Raw genomic sequence first — 17,294 nt, forward strand, 5'->3', positions numbered from 1 at the left:
GCGCCGCTAGCCTCTGTGATCATCAAATGAGATCGATCTCATTTTTTCGACACAGGATGACCTATGGCGGATATAGCGAGCGTGGCAAAGCGTGCAGGGGTCTCCAGGGCCACCGCAGCGCGCGCCTTTTCGAACCCTGAAATGGTGCGAGAACAGACCCGCGAAAAGGTCATGGCCGCCGCCCGAGAGCTGCGCTTTCGGCCTAACGCCGTGGCGCGCCAGCTGCGCTCCCAAGCCACCCGAATGATCGGCGTCATGGTGCCGAGTCTCGACAACCCGGTGTTCGCTGAGCAACTTCAAGCCATGGAAGTAGCCGCTCGCGAGCGTGGCTTTTCGCTTCTGGTCACCACTAGCGAGTACGACCCTGCCCGCGAGAGCGATATCGTCGAGTCGATGCTGCGCCAGCGGGTCGACGGGCTCGTATTGACCGTGGCGGATGCCGAGCAGAGCCCTCTGCTCGCCTCCCTGCGCCGTGAGTCCACACCCTGCCTGCTGGTCTACAACCCGGCGGGCACCAGCGGCTTTCCCTCGGTAGGCGTGGACAACCGCGCCGCCAGCGAAGCGGCCACCCGTCACTTGATCGATCTCGGCCACACCCGCATCGGCATGGTGGCCGGGCCGCTGCTGCAATCCGACCGCGCCCGCCAGCGCTTCGAGGGCTACTGCCAGGCGATGCAAAGCGCGAGGCTCACGCCGCGCGCCCTGGTCGAGATGCCGCGCCACACCCGGGCCGATCTCGCACCGATTAAAAGCTTGCTGGAGGGCAGCCATGCTCTCACCGCGCTGATCGCCACCAACGACCTGCTCGCCATCAGCCTGATCGGCGAGCTCACTCGCGCCGGGTTCAAGGTCCCCGGTGACGTCTCCATCATGGGGTTCGACGGCATTGCCTTGGGCAAGCGCCTCTACCCCTCGCTTTGCACCATCGAGCAGCCCCGCGCCGACATCGGCCGCGAGGCCGTCAACGCCCTGCTCGCTCTACTCGAAGGCGAGCAACACGCGCCACCGCTTCTGCCCTACACCCTGCGCGACGGCGAAAGCGTGGCACCACCTGTCAAACGCACTTCCCCAAGCCAACGAGGTTCTCACCATGCGTAACATGCCCGCACGTCTTCTGCTCGCCACCGCCTTGGCGGGTGTTTCGAGCCTTGCCGCAGCGCAAGATGCCGGTAACGCGATCTGCTACAACTGCCCGCCACAGTGGGCGGACTGGGGTACCCAGCTCGAGCTGATCGAGGAGAAAACCGGTATCCAGGTACCCCAGGACAACAAGAACTCCGGTCAGTCGCTGGCCCAGTTGGTCGCAGAAGCCGCCAGCCCGGTGGCGGACGTGGTCTACTATGGCGTCACCTTCGGCATTCAGGCCATGGACGCCGACGTGGTCGAGCCCTACCAGCCCGCTCACTGGGACGACATTCCAGAAGATCTCAAGGATCCGGAAGGCAACTGGTTCGCCATCCACTCGGGTACCCTTGGTTTCATGGTCAACGTCGACGCGCTCGATGGTGCGCCGGTGCCGACTTCCTGGAACGATCTGCTCGATCCTGCCTACCGCGGCATGGTGGGCTATCTCGACCCGGCTAGCGCCTTCGTGGGCTACGTTGGAGCCACCGCAGTCAACCTGGCGCTCGGCGGTGATCTCGAGGATTTCACCCCGGCAATCGACTACTTCAACGCGCTCTCCGACAACGACCCGATCGTGCCCAAGCAGACCAGCTACGCTCGCGTGCTTTCCGGCGAGATTCCGATCCTGTTGGACTACGACTTCAACGCCTACCGCGCTCGCTACAGCGATGGCGCCAACGTCGAGTTCGTGATTCCCGAAGAGGGTAGCATCGTGGTGCCCTACGTGATGAGCCTGGTCAAGAACGGACCCAACCCGGAAAACGGCCGCGACGTACTCGACTTCGTGCTTTCCGACGAGGGGCAGGCGGTGTGGGCCGATGCCTACCTGCGCCCGGTACGCGAGGAGGCGATCTCCGACGAAGCGCGTCAGGTGTTCCTGCCCGACAGCGACTACGCTCGCGCAAGCGCGGTGGATTACGACGCCATGGCCCAAGCGCAACGCGACTTCTCTGAGCGGTATCTGTCGGAGGTTCGCTGATCATGTCCGCGACGCTCAAGCAGCCCTTCGGGGCTGCTTTACTCGATCGACACCGGCGCCCCTCCCGACGGGCACAGCTGATTACCCTGTTCGCGCTGGTGCCGGCGCTGACGCTGTTCGCGGCGTTCTGGCTACTGCCGTTCTCGCGGCTTCTGCTGATGGGAGCGGAGGCGGATCGCGCCAGCGGCGTCAGCGCCTACCTGACCCTGCTGACCCACCGGCAGTACCTGATCAGCTTGGCGACCACCGTCACGCTTTCGCTGGCGGTATCGATCGCAGCAGTCGGGATTGCCGGCTTCGCCGGTTTCTTTTTGGCGCGCCACCGCTTTGCGGGACAATCGCTACTGGTGGCCATCCTTACCTTCCCGCTCGCCTTTCCCGGCGTGGTAGTGGGTTTTCTAGTGATCATGCTTGGCGGGCGCCAGGGGGCGCTGGCGCAGACGAGTCTATGGCTGTTCGACGAGCGCTGGGTGTTCGCCTATTCGCTGTTCGGGCTGTTCATCGGCTATCTCTACTTCTCGATCCCACGGGTCATCACCACCGTGATGGCGGCCTGCGACAACCTCGACCAGAGCCTGGAGGAGGCCGCGCGTTCGCTCGGTGCCAGCCACTGGCGAGTGATGCGCGACGTAATCATTCCCGGTATCGCACCGGCACTGCTCTCGACAGGCGCGATATGCTTCGCCACCAGCATGGGCGCCTTCGGCACCGCCTTCACACTGGGCACGCGGCTGCCCATTCTGCCGCTAAACATCTACGGCGAATTCACCAACTACGCCAACTTCGCGATGGCGGCGGCGCTTTCGGTGGTGCTCGGGCTGATCACCTGGGCGGCACTGGCGCTGGCGCGCAAGCTGGCGAGCAACGCCTTGGGAGCCTCGGTATGAGTCAGCGCCTGCGTTTTTCACTGCAGCTGGGGTTCACGCTGCTGGTGTGTCTTTTCATGATCGTGCCCATTGCCATGTCGGTTATGGCGGGGCTGACCGAGAACTACTTTCAGGGCTTGCAAAGCGGACTGACGCTGCGCTGGGTAAGCGAGGTGTGGGCGCTCTACTCGGGTACCATCTGGCTTTCGATCAAACTAGCGATAGCGTGTTTGGTCATTACCACGCTGATAGGCGTGCCGGCGGCCTACGGGCTTCTGCGCTGTCGCCACCGCGTCGCCCACGCCATCGAAGAGCTTCTGCTACTGCCAGTGGCGGTACCTGGGCTTGCCACGGCGCTGGCATTGCTGCTGGCCTACGGCAGCTACCGTGAATTTCGCGCTAGTTGGCTGTTCATTCTGATCGGCCACGTGCTGTTCACGCTGCCGTTTATGGTGCGCGCGGTGCACTCGGTCATGCACACCGCCCGCTTGCCGCTTCTCGAAGAAGCCGCGGCGAGTCTTGGGGCGAGCCCTTGGCAGCGCTTTTTCGGCGTAGTAGTGCCCAACTGCGCCAGCGGCATTCTGGCCGGCGCCTTGATGGTGGTCACGCTTTCGATCGGCGAGTTCAATATCACCTGGATGCTGCACACCCCGCTCACCAAGACCCTGCCGGTCGGGCTTGCAGACAGTTACGCCTCGATGCGTCTGGAAGTGGGCTCTGCCTACACGCTGGTCTTTCTGCTCATGATCGTGCCGCTTCTGGTGATGATCCAGTGGGCCGGAAAGCTGACCGGCCCGCGCCGCTGACCCCTATTCTTCTATTTGAAAACGTTGCAGAGAGCGATCATGTCAAACTCCTCGAGTATCACGCTGACCCAGTGCAGCCGCACCTTCGCCGGCGGCCATGTTGCCCTGAAGCCGCTCGACCTTCACGTCAAGGCGGGCGAGACCTTGGTGCTTCTAGGCCCCTCGGGCTGCGGCAAGACTACCACGCTCAGAATCATCAGCGGGTTGGAGCGCCCGGACCCGGGCGGCCGGGTGCAGTTCGGCGAGCGTGACGTCACCGACCTACCCATTGAGAAGCGCGATGTGGGCATGGTGTTTCAAAACTACGCGCTGTTTCCCAACATGAATGTGGCCGACAACATCACCTACGGGCTTCGCATTCAGAAGGTTACGCGTGCCGAGATCGACCGTCGCTTGGCCGAAGTGTTGGAGATGGTGGATTTGAAAGGCTATGCCGAGCGTTCTATCAGTGCGCTTTCCGGGGGACAGAAGCAGCGCGTGGCGCTGGCCCGGGCCATTGCCGTACGCCCCCATGTGCTGCTTTTCGACGAGCCGCTGGCCGCCCTCGACGCCAAGCTGCGCGACCGGCTGCGCTTGGAGATCGGTTCGCTTCTGCGCGAGCTGGGCATCACTGCGGTGTACGTGACTCACGACCAGGACGAAGCGATGGCGCTGGGTGATCGCATCGCCGTGATGCAGGAGGGGCGCATCGCCCAGCTTGGTACCCCACGCGAGATTTACCACCATCCGGCCAACGCCTTCGTGGCCGACTTCATCGGCGCGGTCAACCGCCTCGAGGTTCAAGCGCAGGCGTCAGATGGGGCATTTTGTGTGCCCGGCGGCACGCTGGACGCGCCGCACTTGGGCAAGGCCGCCACTCTCTACTGCCGCCCGGAGGACATCCAGGTGGTGCCTCTCGAGAAAGCCCAGCTCAAAGGCCGCATCATGGAGAGCGTCTTTCTAGGCCAAGCGCAGCAGCTGGCGGTAAATACCGGCGGCGATACGACGCTATCGGTGCGCGTTTCGTCACGCCAAACCTGGCCAAAGGGGAGCGAGATCGGGCTAATGATTCCCGCGCAGGCACTGTTTCAGCCCTCGGCCAGCGGAGCAAGCGCGCATGGATAAGCCCTTTTTGATCGCCCAGATCACCGACCCGCATATCAAGGCCTTCGGCAAGCTCTCCTACCGTCAGGTGGATACGGCGCGCGCCTTAACGCAGGCGATCGACACGCTAAATGCGCTGACGCCGCGCCCGGATCTGGTGCTTATCAGCGGCGACCTGGTCGATTTCGGCCATCCCGAGGAGTACGCCACGTTCATGCGATTGACCGAGGCGCTAACGCTGCCCTTCTACGTCATCCCCGGCAACCACGACCACCGCGACAACCTGCGCAATGCGCTCAAAAGCCACCGCTATCTGTTTCAGCACCCCGAGTATCTGCACTGGGTGGTGGATGACTACCCCATCCGCCTGATTGGTCTGGATACGCTGGTACCCAATAAGCCCCACGGCGAGCTTGATGCCGCAAGCCTTGCGTGGCTGGAGGCTACTTTGGCAAAGCGCCCGGAAGCGCCGACGCTGGTAATGCTACATCACCACCCGTTTGTAAGCGGTATCGACCACATGGACCGCCAGCCGCTGCTCGATGCCGGGGCGCTCGAAGCGGTGATCGAGCGCCATCCGCAAATCGAGCGCGTGTTGTGCGGGCATCTTCATCGCAGCTTGCAAGCGCGCTTTGGCGGCACCCTAGCGCTTAGCTGCCCTGGAGTGTCCCACCAAGTGAGCCTGGATCTAAGCGCCGGCGGTCCGGCACACTTTCAGCTCGAGCCGCCGGGTTATCTGCTGCACGCCTACACCCCGCAAAGCGGGCTGATCACCCATCAGGGCTTCATCGAACGCTACCCAGGCCCCTACCCGTTCTTCGACGTTAATGGGCTGATCGATTGAGCAGCGCCTCGTACACCGCCAGGTCACTTTCCGAGAAACAGCAAAACGTGACCGACTCGACCGTCGAGTTTTCACTTAGCGCCGCCTTGACTGTTTCTACCGCGATCTCGGCGGCTTTCTCGATGGGAAAGCGGTAAATGCCGGTGCTAATGCTGGGAAAGGCGATGGAGCGGGCGTCGACGGATTCGGCGAGTTCTATCGCTCGGCGGTAGCAGCCGGCGAGTTTCTCGGCCTCACCGCGCTGTCCGCCGTTCCACACCGGGCCGACGGCGTGAATCACGTAGCGGGAGGGAAGCGCGAAGCCGTCGGTGAGCTTGGCGTCGCCGGTTTCACAGCCGCCGAGTGTGCGACACGCCTCCTTGAGTTCGCGCCCGGCGGCGCGGTGAATCGCGCCGTCCACCCCGCCGCCGCCCAGCAGCGACTGGTTGGCGGCGTTGACGATCGCATCGACCTCGAGCGTGGTGATATCGGCCTGAATCGCATCGATTTTCATAGCGTACTCCCTTATTTAACGCGTTCAGGTTAACGATAGTCGACCCGGCTCCGGGCTGCCCTCCTTCGCGCTTTTTTGGCCGCTCTCCCAGGCCTGCACCATTTGCTTTCGCGCCACGCCCCAGCGGTAGCCGCCCAGCGCCCCACTTTGCTGGATCACCCGGTGGCACGGAATCCAGAGCGCAACCGGATTCGCACCCACGGCGCTGCCGACCGCCCGGGATGCGCCGGGCTTTCCAAGCGCTTTGGCCAGCTGGCCGTAGCTTGCAAGATCCCCGGCGGGAATCGCGAGCAGCGCGCGCCATACCGCGACCTGAAAATTGGTGCCCGCCACGTGAAGTGATAGCGCCCGCTCGTTAAAATCCGCGCCGTCGAAAAGCGCCTCTACCACGTAGCGCGTGGCCTCGGGCTGGTGAATTAGCCGGCTTTTGGGCCACGCGGCGGTGAGACCGGCGAGCTGCTCCCCCACTCCACCTGCGCCGATAAACCCCAGCCGGCAGATACCCCGCTCGGTGGTGGCCGCCAGCGCTGCGCCAAAAGGGGTTGGGTGAACACCGTAGTAAATGGTGAGTCCTTCGCCCTGTCGCTTGTGCTCGCCCGGTGTCACCGCATCGAGCGAGACGAAATGATCGTAAAGTCGGGAGCCGCCGCTAAGCCCCACCTCGTGGGCGGCCTGAAGCAGCGAGTCGGTCGAGGCCATCAGCCGCTTGGCGCGCGAAAGGGTCAGCGCCTGCAAAAAACGCTTGGGCGAAACGCCGGCGTAGCGGCGGAAAAGACGCTGGAAGTGGGCGGGGCTCCAGTGCACGTGAGCCGCCACCTCGGCAAGGCTTGGCTGGCACGCCGCGTTCTCCACCATGTAGGCCATCGCCTTTTCGATCCGCCCAAAGTCGTCCATTGCCCGCTCCCTTGTTGCTGACCTTCGAAGCTTAAGCGCTTTTCGACCGGCTGCCGACCCGAATCCTGCGCACTCCTTGATGAAGCCTCGTCACACCTGGCCTTTCGCACCGGTCTGTGACCACATCAATTTTTTACAATACCCGCGCGCCCAGCGCTGAAATACTTCGGGCTCTCGTTAGCCAAGGAGCACTACGATGAGCGTCTCGCTACTGCTGCCGATGTCAGCCTTTGCACTGGCCGCCTCCATCTCGCCGGGCCCGGTCAATTTGGTGTGCATGAGCAGCGGCATCCACTACCGGGTCGCACGGGGGCTGGTATTCGTCACCGGCGCCACGCTTGGCTTTATTGCGCTGTTTTTGAGCGTAGGCGCCGGGCTCTATTCGCTGCTGAGTCTCTGGCCAGCGTTCGAGGTTCTGCTGCGCTGGGCAGGCGTGGCGTTTTTGCTTTACCTGAGTGCCAAGCTTGCGTTGGACAACGGGCGGCTCGCCCAAAACTTCAACGCCCGAGCGCCGGGATTTCTGAGCGGTGCCTTGATGCAGTGGCTCAACCCCAAGGCGTGGCTCGCCTCGGCGTCCGGCATCAGCGCCTACGCCGGTGCCAACGCCGAACACACGCTACTGTTTGCCGCGCTCTACCTTCCCATCTGCTGGCTGTCGCTTTCATGCTGGGTCTTTGCCGGGGCGTTTCTGAAGCGCTACGTGGCCAATCCGACCCTTTTGGTCGTGGTCAACCGTGTGCTTGCGTTACTGCTGGCCGTGAGCTGCCTGTTCATCGTGCTGGACTAGCGCAGACTTCCCGGTTGAGTGGGTTCGATACTGATGCGGCGTGGCAGCGAGCAGTCGCTTGAAGGTACGCTGAAAATGGGGCTGGTCGTTGAAACCCAGCGCTAGCGCCGTCTCCGCGATGGAGTGGCCCTGGTTTAGCCATTCGCGCCCCAACTGAACGCGTCGATTGATCAAATAGGCTCGGGGGGTCATGCCGTAGTGATGCTTAAACGCGCGAATCAGGTGCCCACTGCTGTAACCGCTTATACGACAAAGTCGTTCGAGCGTGAGCCGCTCCAGCGCGTGATGATCGAGATAGGCCGCCAAGCGCTCGAGCGGCGCCGGCACCTTCATTGAAGAGCGCTCAGAGCCTGATTGCACGTGAGAAAATACCGCTAAAAGCGTCTCGGTGAGCGCTCCACGTTTGCGCGCAAGGTTTGCGCGCTCGTCCAGCAATAAAGCCGCCATGCGCCGATAACGCCGGTAAAGTACGGGCGTCGACAGCGCCGCCGTAGGAATATCCTGCCATTCGGGTGATTTTGAAAGCCCCGAGCGGTAGCGCAGCTCGCTCACCCAATCGGTATCCACGTACAGCATCAGATACGCCCAGGGTTCCTGCTCGATGGGGTTACAGGCGTGGACCCAGCCCGGGTTCATCATGACCAAATCCCCCGCGCAAATGGCATGAGTGTCATCCCGGTAGTAGAACGTGCTTCGCCCCCGCGTGACTGCGCCAAGCGACCACTGCGCATGGCTATGTCGGGCGTAGGCAACTTGGCGCGCATCGCCAATGCAGCGAAGCTCTACCTGAGGCAGACGCGGATCGCGCCAAAAAAGAGGAGTCGATGCGTTCATCGCCGTACCTTTCGAAAATACGTATTGACCGATTGCCGAAAACGGCAATGCGGAAAGCGTTAGGCCTTTGGCACTGTATCACCTACGCTAAGGGTGGGTTTTAAGCGTCCGGCTCGGGCCACCTCTTCATTCAGGATGATGAAGTCTTGCCAATTAGTCAGGAGGACATCGTGGCTTACAACACGCCCGATCATAAAGATGCCGTTCAACTCTACGCCCGGATGGGCTACGCCTCTCGCGGTATCGTCTATTTGCTGGTCGGGGGGCTGGCGGCGTTAGCCGCCTTCGGCCAGGGCGGACAAACCGAGGGCAGCCGCGGGGCGCTCGAGCGTCTTCTCGCCGCACCGTTCGGTAAGGTGCTGCTTGGGCTGATCGCGCTCGGGCTTTTGGGCTACGCCATGTGGCGCTGCATCCAGGCGATCAAGGACACCGACGCTCACGGTAGTGAGGCCAAGGGCCTTGCCATCCGCGCCGGCCTTTTGATCAGCGCGGTTACCCATACTCTGCTGGCGTTTTACGCCGGTACGCTGATCTTTCGTTTCGGTGGCTCCTCCGGCGACTCCGGTGGCTCTGGTGGTTCGCAAGGCACAGTGGGTTGGCTGTTCGAGCAGCCCTTCGGCCGCTACCTGGTCGGCTTCGTGGGGCTTTGCATCATCGGCGCGGGGATCGCTCACTGTATCAAGGGAGTAAAAGCCAAGTTCGACAAACACTTCGACATGCCCGAATCCACCAAGCGCTGGGCGTACCCGGTGTGCCGCTTCGGCCTGGTCATACGAGGCATCGTCTTTTTGATCGTCGGCGGTTTTTTCATCACGGCGGCCTATCATATCAACCCCAGCGAAGCGGGCGGCACCGAAGAGGTGTTCTCAGCGCTTCGCACCCAAGCCTTCGGTCAGTGGCTGCTGGCCTTTGTGGCCATTGGGCTTTTCGCCTTTGGCGCCTACAGCGTGCTGGCGAGTATCTATCGCCGCATCAACCCGGGGATGTAGAAAACACACATGGCCATGGCATCGAAGCGTACCAAAGCGTGGCTTGCACGCCTGAATGGCTCCAAAAACATGCTCTGGCTTCTAGGTACGCTGTCGTTTCTTGAAACGATCATTTTGCCTATTCCGCTCGAACTCATTTTGATTCCGCTAATGGCGGCCAACCGTGAGCGCATCTGGCGGCTGGCGGCGGTCACCACCGCCGGCTGCCTGCTGGCCTCGCTGGTCGGCTATGGCGTGGGGCTTTTGCTGTTTCAGTCGATCGGCACCTGGTTCATCACCTTTATGGGGATCGAGCAGAGCTTTCAGTCTTTCCAGACGTTTTTCAACCAGTACGGCTTCGCCGCCATTTTGGCCATCGGTATCCTGCCGATTCCGTTTCAGGTGGCCATGATCACCGCCGGGCTTTCGAATTACCCGGTGCTGCTGTTCGCGCTCGCCGCGCTGATCGCTCGCGGGCTTCGCTACTACGGGCTGGCTTGGCTGGTCAGTCGCTTCGGTCATCGGGTGCTGGATCTTTGGAAGCGCCACGCCCTTCTGACCAGCGTGGTGGCTGGCGTAGCCGTATTACTGCTCACCCTCATTTTGCAGTTTCTCGCGGGGCAGGTCATGTGAGGCTAGATACCGTACTCCCGCTCGACTTTGGCAATGCGCGTTTTGAAATGCCGGTACCAGCGCCGGTGGCCCAGCCGCTGGGCTTCCAAGTGCTCGGCGTGGGCCTTCCATGCCTTGATCGAAGCGATATCCGCCCAGTAGGAGACCGTCACCCCTACCTCTTCCCGGGCGGCCTCCACGCCCAGAAAGCCTGGCTGCTCGGCGGCGAGCGCCACCATGCGCCCGGCCATTTCGCCGTACCCCTCATCGACATCGGTGCGAATCGAGGTAAAAATCACCGCATAGTAAGGCGGCTCGGGGGTTTGGGCGATTAAAGACATGGGCGGGGTCCTGTGGTCGTTTGGGCCTTAAAATCCTAAGCGTGGCGATCGAGCTCGATCAAGCCTAAAACTCCTTTTTTCTCAATCGATTATAAAATGTCCGTAAATGTCCGCTTTCTGGCCGAAGCACGTATCGTAGCAGTGGCGCTGCCTCGTTAAGCTCTCGTTTCACTCAACCAGGAAGCCTGCCATGACTCACCCAACGACCGCTTTACTCTTGATCGATGTTCAAGCCTCCTTTCCCGCCAAGGAGTACTGGGTACAATCGCTTTTCGAGACCTGGCGCCCCCATCAGCGTGCCCTGCTGGAGTGCGCCAAGGCGCTGAACATTCCCATCGTGCGGATCTTTCACGAGGCCCCGGGAAGTCACGGGCCTTTCGACCCCGATCACGGCCTGATACGCCCGCTCGACGGCTTCGCGGATGAAGCGGCCGCGACCTTCCACAAGCGCGTGCACAACGCGTTTAGCGATACCGGGCTCGAACAGTGGCTACGCGAGCGCGACATCTCGCGCCTGGCGATTAGCGGTATTCGTACCGAGCAGTGCTGCGAAACCACCGCGCGGGTCGGCTCGGATCTGGGGTTTGCGGTCGACTTCGTCAGCGACGCCACGCTCACCTTTCCTATGACGCGCCACGGTGTGACCTGGTCTGCCGAGGATATCAAGGCGCGCACGGAGCTGGTGCTGGAGGGCCGCTTTGCGCGTATCATCGATACTCAAAACATGATCGATGAGTGGCAAACCCAGCGTGACTAGCTTTCGACCCTTGAATTCGCCGCCCGTAGGTGAGAATGCCCCCCTGCGGGTGGCGGTGCTAATGATGCCAGGCCAGGTGCCGCTCGATCTGATCGGACCGCTGCAGGTACTGCACTGTGCCGAACGCCTCTCCTTGAGCGTTGAGATCAGCTACCTGGGGCCGAGCACGGCGCTCGAGTGGCTGGGGCCTCTTACCCTGGGCGGCATCGCGCCGCTGCCTTTGGAGCTTTCGCATCACCACTTGCTGCTGATCCCGGGTCAGTATCGCAGCGCGGTCGACCCGTTAGCCCAGCGGGCGTGCATCGAGTGGCTGAGAGCCAACGTTAACCAGGTCGACACCATGATGACGGTGTGCTCCGCTACCCTGTTGTTGGCCGAGGGCGGCCTGCTTGACGGCCGCCGCTGCACCACCCACCACACCCTGTTGGATCAGCTGCGCGAGAAGGCGCCGAAGGCCCGCGTGCAGGGCGACTGTATCTTCATCGAAGACGGGCGCTATTTAACCAGTGCGGGTATTTCCACGGGTATCGATACCATGCTGCACTGGTTGACACGCGTGGGCGGCCACGCACTGGGGCTTTCTGTGGCGCGCGAAATGGTACTCTATTTACGCCGCAGCGGTCAGGAGCCCCAGCTCGGCGCTTGGCTGGAAGGCCGTAATCACGTGGATGAGCGTATTCATCGCGTGCAAGACGCCATTTGCGCCGCCCCCGCGAAGGCCTGGCGGGCAGAGGTGCTGGCGTGCCAGGCCGCCATGAGCGAGCGACATTTCCGCCGTCAGTTCAAACAGCTGACCGGCATGCAGGTAAGCGACTACATCAGCGGTTTGCGACTACAGCGTGCCAAAACCCTGATGGTGGAAACTACCTGGACGCTCGGCCGCATCGCCGACGAGACCGGCTTCGGTGATGAGCGCCAGTTTCGCCGCTGCTGGGCGCGCCTGGAGACGCGCCCGCCCAGCGAGTGGCGCCGCGCCCATCCCGGCCAAGCGGTAGCGACTACAGCGCCAGCACAATTTGAATTGCCATGACGATCATGCACACAAGCCCCACGCCGTAGGCGATGGTGCGCCAGGGCTGAAGGCGTGCAAGATACGCGAGCGTATGCGCGTAGCGCGCCGCGGTGAACCCCATGAACAGCCACATGGCAAGCCCGGGCGACGCCCCAACCAGCACGTAGGCCATGCCCAGGGCCAAAAAGATGGGGATATTCTCCAGATCGTTGGACCAGGCCTTGCTCGCCTGCTGCACCTGAGGGAGCTCCTCCTGTGCTGGCTCCTTCCCTGCCATGCGCGCGTCTTCGGGGGTCTTAAAGGTCATTTTGGTAATGCGGTGATACCCCTGATACAGCCCGGTCGCCCACATTTTGACAAATAGCAGCACCGTCGCCATGGCGTACCAGTAAACAGCGTCATCCATGAAGGCCTCCTTGTATCGGTTGATGGCCGCCGCGACAAACCCTGCCACGGCTTAAAGCCACTGTAAGCATAGCCGACGCTTGTACTAGCGGGGAAAACACCGCCGGTGTTCAATAGACGCTCATCGAGAGTTTTTAGGCAGCTACCCCCATGCGCGATGTGATTTTGCCAGACAGTGCGGCCCGGCTGAATTTTTACCCGCGCTCGCCCAGTGCCGGGCTCTCCCCCTGGGTGCAGTGCCTTTGGAGGCTCGAGCGAAAACCCGGCTTTGCGGGCAGCGAGAAGCTCTACCCCGATGCCGGCGCCAGCCTCACCATCACACTCGACCCGCTCAACCCGACGATCACGCTGTGTGTCAACCGCCATACTCTTTTTGAGACATGGGATACGCCCGCTCGCAAACTGGGGGTTCGTTTCAGGCCCGCCGGCGCCTACGCCCTGCTGGGGCTTTCGCCATCGCGCTTTACCGACACTCACTACCTTCTGGATGGCAGTGAACGCTCGCCGCCTTGGCAGGCGAGCCTTTCGCGCGTGGCCGAGCGGCTCTATCGTTTGACGCCTGATGAGGGCCTGGCGCTGTTGGATGCCTGGCTATGCCAGCGGCTAACGACGCTTACGGCGCCCAGCCGGACGCCACAGTTGGTCGAAGCGCTTTCGCGGCTTTCCTGCTCGCCATTAGAGGCGGGAGCGCGGCTCGGGCTATCGAGGCGCACGCTTGAGCGCCGGCTCGAGCGCGAGGCAGGTGTCTCCCCCGGCCAATTAATGGCGTTTGCTCGGCTGCACTACGCTCGCCGCGCGTTGATCGGTTCCCGCCAGCCTCTGGCACAGATCGCCCTGACCTGCGGCTATCACGACCAATCGCACTTCAGTCACGCTTTTAAGCGTTTCGCGCTGGAAGCGCCCGGCGCCTACCGGCAGCGCAAACTGTCGCAAATCTACAAGGCGTAGCGCGCGAGGGACCCTACGCTGGCGCTTCATTCACTGATGAGGCCTCCCCCATGACCGAACGTTTATCGCGCCAGCAGGTGTACCAACTCGCTCCGTGGCTCAAGTCCCCATTAATCACGCTTTCACGCCTCGCCCCGAAGAGCCGTGTGACCCCGGCCATCAAGCACCTGGTGGAGCTGCGCGTTTCGCAGCTCAACGGATGCGCCTTTTGTCAGCGCCTGCACGCCGAAGAGGCGCGCGACAGCGGCGAGCGCCAGGCGCGGTTGGACGTACTGCCGGTGTGGGCGGAGGTAGATGCGTTCGATCCGCTCGAGCGCGCGGCACTAGCCTGGGCCGAGGCGCTGACGCTGGTTCACCAGCACGCCATCGATGACGCGACCTTTGATCAAACCCTCGCCGCATTCGGCGAGCGCGATCTGCTCGCGTTTACCTCTATCGTGATCGCCATGAACGGCTGGAACCGGCTCGCGGTCAGCATGCGGTTCGCCCCGGATAGGGTGATGTAAGCGGCGATTGCTCATCTTGAGGGCCTTTTGATACCGGGCTTCTAAAACCCCAAGCGCTCGTTTACCATGCGCCACCCCCTTCTCGAGCGCTGCCCGTCATGTCCGCCAATGCCCTGTATACCGATCTTTCTCGTTACTACGATGTCATGTGCGAGGAGATCGACTACCCGGCGCAGAGCCGCGCCGTAGAGCGCTTGAATCAACTCTTCGGCAACGGCGGGCGCCGCCACCTTGATCTTGCCTGCGGTACCGGCCCCCACGTGCGCCATTTTCTCGATGCAGGCTTTGAAAGCACCGGGCTCGACCTCAACCCGCCCATGCTGGAACAAGCCGCCAGGCGCTGCCCCGAGGCGCGTTTCAGCCAACAGGACATGGGCGACTTCGTTGTCGACGAGCCGCAGGATCTGATCACCTGCTTTCTTTACTCGATTCACTACAGCGCGGACGTCGAGCGCCTCAAGGCGTGTATCGAAAGCGCCTGGCGTGCGCTCGAGGCGGGCGGCGTGTTCTGCTTCAACGCCGTGGACAAGGAGAAGATCGACAACGCCCTTTCGGTCAAACACACCGCACGCCGAGAAGAGGATACGTTTACGTTCAGCTCGGGTTGGCACTACCCAGGCCAGGGAGAGCGCCAGTCGCTAAGACTCAGCATCGAGAAAACCACCGCCGGGCAGAGCGAGCGCTGGGTCGACGAACACGCCATGGTCGCCGTGAACTTTGGCGAGCTGGTCGCGCTATTAAGGCCCTACTTCACCGTCGAGGTGTTCGAACATGATTTCGAGGCGATCACGCCTTGGAACGGCGAGACGGGCAACGCGCTGTTCGTGTGCGTAAAGGGGTAACGCGACGCTGAAAACGTCGGCTACTGCACGTAGTAGCCGCTTACCCGCCAAGCCCCATCCTCGAGGTGCGGCGTGACGGTCTCGGTCACTTGCCTGTTAGCGAAGCTGGTTTGAAAGGTAAAAACCTTGAGATCCCCGCGGGGCGCGCCGGGCATGGAGGTTTCGCTGATCACGCGCAGCGGACGGCGCGACTCCACCGGCCCCATGTCCTTTCGCGCAAGTTCCACGGTGCGCGCCAGCATGTCCGGCGATAGCGGGCGCTGCAAAAGCGGAGACGACGATTCCCAGGCTTTCTCGAACTCGCCACTATCGATGCTGGCAAGCCAGGCCATCACCGCCGTTTCCGCGGGGTCGCTGTGGGCATTGGCGTGGGCGGGTAGCACGGATAAAGCGAAAGCCGCTATTAAGGCGCGGTGCGAAGTAGGCATGAAGGCCTCGTATAAAAAAAACGGGTGTCTTCTTTATATCGGTCGTGCGGCAGCGGGCTTTAGCCCGTACTACGCCTTATAGAGCGCAAAACGCTAACCTTTATTTATTCAGCCGGCGTGGGTGCCAGCGGCTGGTGCCGTATTTGCTTTAGCCTGGCCTTGTCACTAGGGTAGTGAGCGGAGCCACCTCTCACGCTCCCCCGCATATCGCCCTCTCAAACCGGCGGTATGCAATCCAGCCGGCTATCAATAATTAAAAACGGCATATAAAACGACATTCGCAAGGAAATCATCATGTCCTACCCACACGTATGCCAGTTCAAGCGGCTGGCACTCGGGCTTAGCGTTTTTGCGGCCATGCTCTCCAGCGCCCAGGCGCAGACCAGTGACGCTCAAACCATCGACGAGCTGCGCGCTCAGCTCAATCAGATGCAGCAGCGCATCGAGCAGCTCGAGCGCCAGCAGTCCCAGGGCGCATCGAATAATGATCAGTCGATGGCATCGAATCAGGGCACTTCCGGCCAGAGCAGTTCCGACCAGAGCAGCTCCAGCCAAACCGGCTCGACTCAAAGCAACGCAAGCCAGGACGCTTATGGCGAAGGCACCGCCACGGGCACCTCGGCCAACGGCGAAGAGGCCCAGCTTGCCCAGCAAAACCAGCAAGCGCTGGAAGAGATGCAGCAGGTCGAAATTGGCGGGCTGCTCGAACTCAGCGGCAGCGTCAACGACTGGGACAGCCAGAGCAAGGACACCTCGGGCGATCTCGACTTCGGCAAGTTCGTCGTCACCGTTCAGGGCGAAACCGGCGCTATCGACTACTCGATGGCCTACCGCTTTTACGACGACTACCACTTTTTGCAGCACGGCTGGATCGGCTACAACCCCACCGAGCAAGACTCGTTCAAGCTGGGCCTGGTGCAAACGCCCTTCGGCAACATGGACTACGGCTACCTGGGCTGGTACGGCAACCTGGGGTATATCGCGGGCTTCAACGATAACCAGAATGCCGGCCTGAAGTGGGACCACTCCGCCGGGCCCTGGGACACGTCGCTTGCGTTTTTCAAAAGCGACAGCCTGGGCAATGGCAATGAGCACTACGGCGCCAACGCCGTAGGCGATAGCGCCCAGGGCAACAGCGAAGAGAATCAGGTCGCGGCGCGCGTGGGCTACACCTTCGGCCATGACACCGACTACGCCACCCAAGTGAACGTGTCGGCGAAAGGTGGTCAGCTCTACAACCGCAACACCGAACGTAGCGGCGACAACTGGTCGGCAGCACTCGGCGTGGACGGAAGCTACGGCAACTGGCGCACCCTGGCCCAGGCCACCACCTACGAGTACAACGCCAAAAACCCGGCAGAGAGTACATCGGGCATTTCCGACAACGCCCTGCAGATCGGCGCGTTCAACTTCAACTACCTGATCCCCGCCCAGGGCGAGATCTACTCGGCAAGCGTAGGCTACAACCTGGACGTGGACTGGGGCCCGGTCGAAAGCCTCTTCTTCTTCAACGACTTCAGCGTTATCGATCCATCGGGAGACTTTACCGCCCTCAACGGTGGCTTCGGCGATCAGCAGAACCCGATGGTCAACGATTTGGGCGTGCAAATGACCGCCGGACCGTTCTTCGCCTGGTTCGATATCGTCTCGAACAAGAACGGGCTGGACTACTTCGGCTCGCCGGTCGACGACGGCTGGAACACCGCGTTTTTGACCAACTTCGGCTTCGAGTTCTAACTCTCCCCCCAACGCCAAAGGCCACCT

21 protein-coding genes are annotated in these 17,294 nt (G+C 62.0%); 15 read left to right on the forward strand and 6 right to left on the reverse strand.

Translation table 11 applies throughout. The annotated features are described in order from the left end of the window. Positions 1-63: 63 nt before the first annotated feature. The 6 genes from ACGLWX_RS15010 to ACGLWX_RS15035 are packed head-to-tail and all read left to right on the forward strand — an operon-like array spanning position 64 to position 5,703. Positions 64-1,098, forward strand: coding sequence for a LacI family DNA-binding transcriptional regulator (locus ACGLWX_RS15010; protein WP_396240873.1), 1,035 nt, complete (start codon positions 64-66; stop codon positions 1,096-1,098). Then, entirely contained in the window at positions 1,091-2,104 is a 1,014-nt protein-coding gene (locus tag ACGLWX_RS15015; RefSeq protein WP_396240875.1) for an ABC transporter substrate-binding protein, read from the forward strand. Before ACGLWX_RS15010 ends, ACGLWX_RS15015 begins: the two co-directional genes overlap by 8 nt. A 2-nt stretch (positions 2,105-2,106) precedes the next feature. Beyond that, a complete protein-coding gene (locus ACGLWX_RS15020) occupies positions 2,107-2,991 on the forward strand; it encodes an ABC transporter permease (RefSeq protein ID WP_396240877.1) in 885 nt (294 codons plus the stop codon). Next, positions 2,988-3,776, forward strand: a complete 789-nt coding sequence (locus tag ACGLWX_RS15025; protein ID WP_396240879.1) for an ABC transporter permease — start codon at positions 2,988-2,990, stop codon at positions 3,774-3,776. Before ACGLWX_RS15020 ends, ACGLWX_RS15025 begins: the two co-directional genes overlap by 4 nt. Positions 3,777-3,815: 39 nt before the next feature. Then, complete coding sequence (locus ACGLWX_RS15030; protein ID WP_396240881.1) at positions 3,816-4,880, forward strand: ABC transporter ATP-binding protein; 1,065 nt, start codon at positions 3,816-3,818, stop codon at positions 4,878-4,880. Next, complete coding sequence (locus ACGLWX_RS15035) at positions 4,873-5,703, forward strand: phosphodiesterase (protein ID WP_396240883.1); 831 nt, start codon at positions 4,873-4,875, stop codon at positions 5,701-5,703. The genes ACGLWX_RS15030 and ACGLWX_RS15035 overlap by 8 nt, the downstream gene beginning before the upstream one ends. On the opposite strand, the gene ACGLWX_RS15040 is transcribed toward ACGLWX_RS15035, so the two are convergent. Next, the gene (locus ACGLWX_RS15040) at positions 5,684-6,196 is read right to left on the reverse strand and encodes an O-acetyl-ADP-ribose deacetylase (protein WP_396240885.1); all 513 of its coding nucleotides are present in this window, start codon (positions 6,194-6,196) and stop codon (positions 5,684-5,686) included. The genes ACGLWX_RS15035 and ACGLWX_RS15040 overlap by 20 nt on opposite strands. Before the next feature lie 24 nt (positions 6,197-6,220). After that, on the reverse strand, positions 6,221-7,090 hold the full coding sequence (locus tag ACGLWX_RS15045) for a methylated-DNA--[protein]-cysteine S-methyltransferase (protein ID WP_396240887.1): 870 nt from the start codon (positions 7,088-7,090) through the stop codon (positions 6,221-6,223). 196 nt (positions 7,091-7,286) lie between these two features. On the opposite strand from ACGLWX_RS15045, the gene ACGLWX_RS15050 reads away from it, so the two are divergent. After that, the gene (locus ACGLWX_RS15050) at positions 7,287-7,877 is read left to right on the forward strand and encodes a LysE family translocator (protein WP_396240889.1); all 591 of its coding nucleotides are present in this window, start codon (positions 7,287-7,289) and stop codon (positions 7,875-7,877) included. Here ACGLWX_RS15050 and ACGLWX_RS15055 read toward each other — a convergent pair. After that, complete coding sequence (locus tag ACGLWX_RS15055) at positions 7,836-8,711, reverse strand: helix-turn-helix domain-containing protein (RefSeq protein WP_396240891.1); 876 nt, start codon at positions 8,709-8,711, stop codon at positions 7,836-7,838. The genes ACGLWX_RS15050 and ACGLWX_RS15055 overlap by 42 nt on opposite strands. Positions 8,712-8,881: 170 nt before the next feature. Between ACGLWX_RS15055 and ACGLWX_RS15060 the strand changes: the two genes are divergently transcribed. Together ACGLWX_RS15060 and ACGLWX_RS15065 are read left to right on the forward strand one after the other, a co-directional pair. Further along, positions 8,882-9,700, forward strand: a complete 819-nt coding sequence (locus ACGLWX_RS15060) for a DUF1206 domain-containing protein (RefSeq protein ID WP_396240893.1) — start codon at positions 8,882-8,884, stop codon at positions 9,698-9,700. A 9-nt stretch (positions 9,701-9,709) separates the two neighbouring features. Next, positions 9,710-10,312, forward strand: coding sequence for a YqaA family protein (locus tag ACGLWX_RS15065; RefSeq protein WP_252109340.1), 603 nt, complete (start codon positions 9,710-9,712; stop codon positions 10,310-10,312). A 2-nt stretch (positions 10,313-10,314) separates the two neighbouring features. On the opposite strand, the gene ACGLWX_RS15070 is transcribed toward ACGLWX_RS15065, so the two are convergent. Further along, positions 10,315-10,632, reverse strand: coding sequence for an antibiotic biosynthesis monooxygenase family protein (locus ACGLWX_RS15070; RefSeq protein WP_396240895.1), 318 nt, complete (start codon positions 10,630-10,632; stop codon positions 10,315-10,317). 190 nt (positions 10,633-10,822) lie between these two features. On the opposite strand from ACGLWX_RS15070, the gene ACGLWX_RS15075 reads away from it, so the two are divergent. Together ACGLWX_RS15075 and ACGLWX_RS15080 are read left to right on the forward strand one after the other, a co-directional pair. Further along, complete coding sequence (locus tag ACGLWX_RS15075; protein WP_396240897.1) at positions 10,823-11,389, forward strand: isochorismatase family protein; 567 nt, start codon at positions 10,823-10,825, stop codon at positions 11,387-11,389. 61 nt (positions 11,390-11,450) lie between these two features. Further along, positions 11,451-12,419, forward strand: coding sequence for a GlxA family transcriptional regulator (locus ACGLWX_RS15080; protein ID WP_252109343.1), 969 nt, complete (start codon positions 11,451-11,453; stop codon positions 12,417-12,419). On the opposite strand, the gene ACGLWX_RS15085 is transcribed toward ACGLWX_RS15080, so the two are convergent. Beyond that, positions 12,388-12,807: an MAPEG family protein gene (locus tag ACGLWX_RS15085; protein ID WP_396240899.1), complete on the reverse strand. Its 420-nt coding sequence runs from the start codon at positions 12,805-12,807 to the stop codon at positions 12,388-12,390. The two genes, ACGLWX_RS15080 and ACGLWX_RS15085, sit on opposite strands and share 32 nt — an antisense overlap. 149 nt (positions 12,808-12,956) lie before the next feature. Here ACGLWX_RS15085 and ACGLWX_RS15090 point away from each other — a divergent pair, with 149 nt between their 5' ends. From ACGLWX_RS15090 to ACGLWX_RS15100, 3 genes are all read left to right on the forward strand, one after another. After that, positions 12,957-13,754, forward strand: coding sequence for a helix-turn-helix domain-containing protein (locus ACGLWX_RS15090; RefSeq protein WP_396240901.1), 798 nt, complete (start codon positions 12,957-12,959; stop codon positions 13,752-13,754). A gap of 50 nt (positions 13,755-13,804) precedes the next feature. Then, positions 13,805-14,260: a carboxymuconolactone decarboxylase family protein gene (locus ACGLWX_RS15095; protein ID WP_396240903.1), complete on the forward strand. Its 456-nt coding sequence runs from the start codon at positions 13,805-13,807 to the stop codon at positions 14,258-14,260. A gap of 98 nt (positions 14,261-14,358) precedes the next feature. Next, on the forward strand, positions 14,359-15,102 hold the full coding sequence (locus tag ACGLWX_RS15100; RefSeq protein ID WP_396240905.1) for a class I SAM-dependent DNA methyltransferase: 744 nt from the start codon (positions 14,359-14,361) through the stop codon (positions 15,100-15,102). Between the two features lie 20 nt (positions 15,103-15,122). Here ACGLWX_RS15100 and ACGLWX_RS15105 read toward each other — a convergent pair whose 3' ends face one another. Next, entirely contained in the window at positions 15,123-15,530 is a 408-nt protein-coding gene (locus tag ACGLWX_RS15105; RefSeq protein WP_252109348.1) for a DUF4019 domain-containing protein, read from the reverse strand. Positions 15,531-15,824: 294 nt separating this feature from the next. Here ACGLWX_RS15105 and ACGLWX_RS15110 point away from each other — a divergent pair, with 294 nt between their 5' ends. Beyond that, positions 15,825-17,267, forward strand: coding sequence for a hypothetical protein (locus ACGLWX_RS15110; protein WP_396240907.1), 1,443 nt, complete (start codon positions 15,825-15,827; stop codon positions 17,265-17,267). Positions 17,268-17,294 lie beyond the last annotated feature (27 nt).

Origin of the sequence: Halomonas sp. HMF6819 (genome assembly GCF_044335525.1) — a bacterium.
Classification (GTDB): domain Bacteria; phylum Pseudomonadota; class Gammaproteobacteria; order Pseudomonadales; family Halomonadaceae; genus Vreelandella.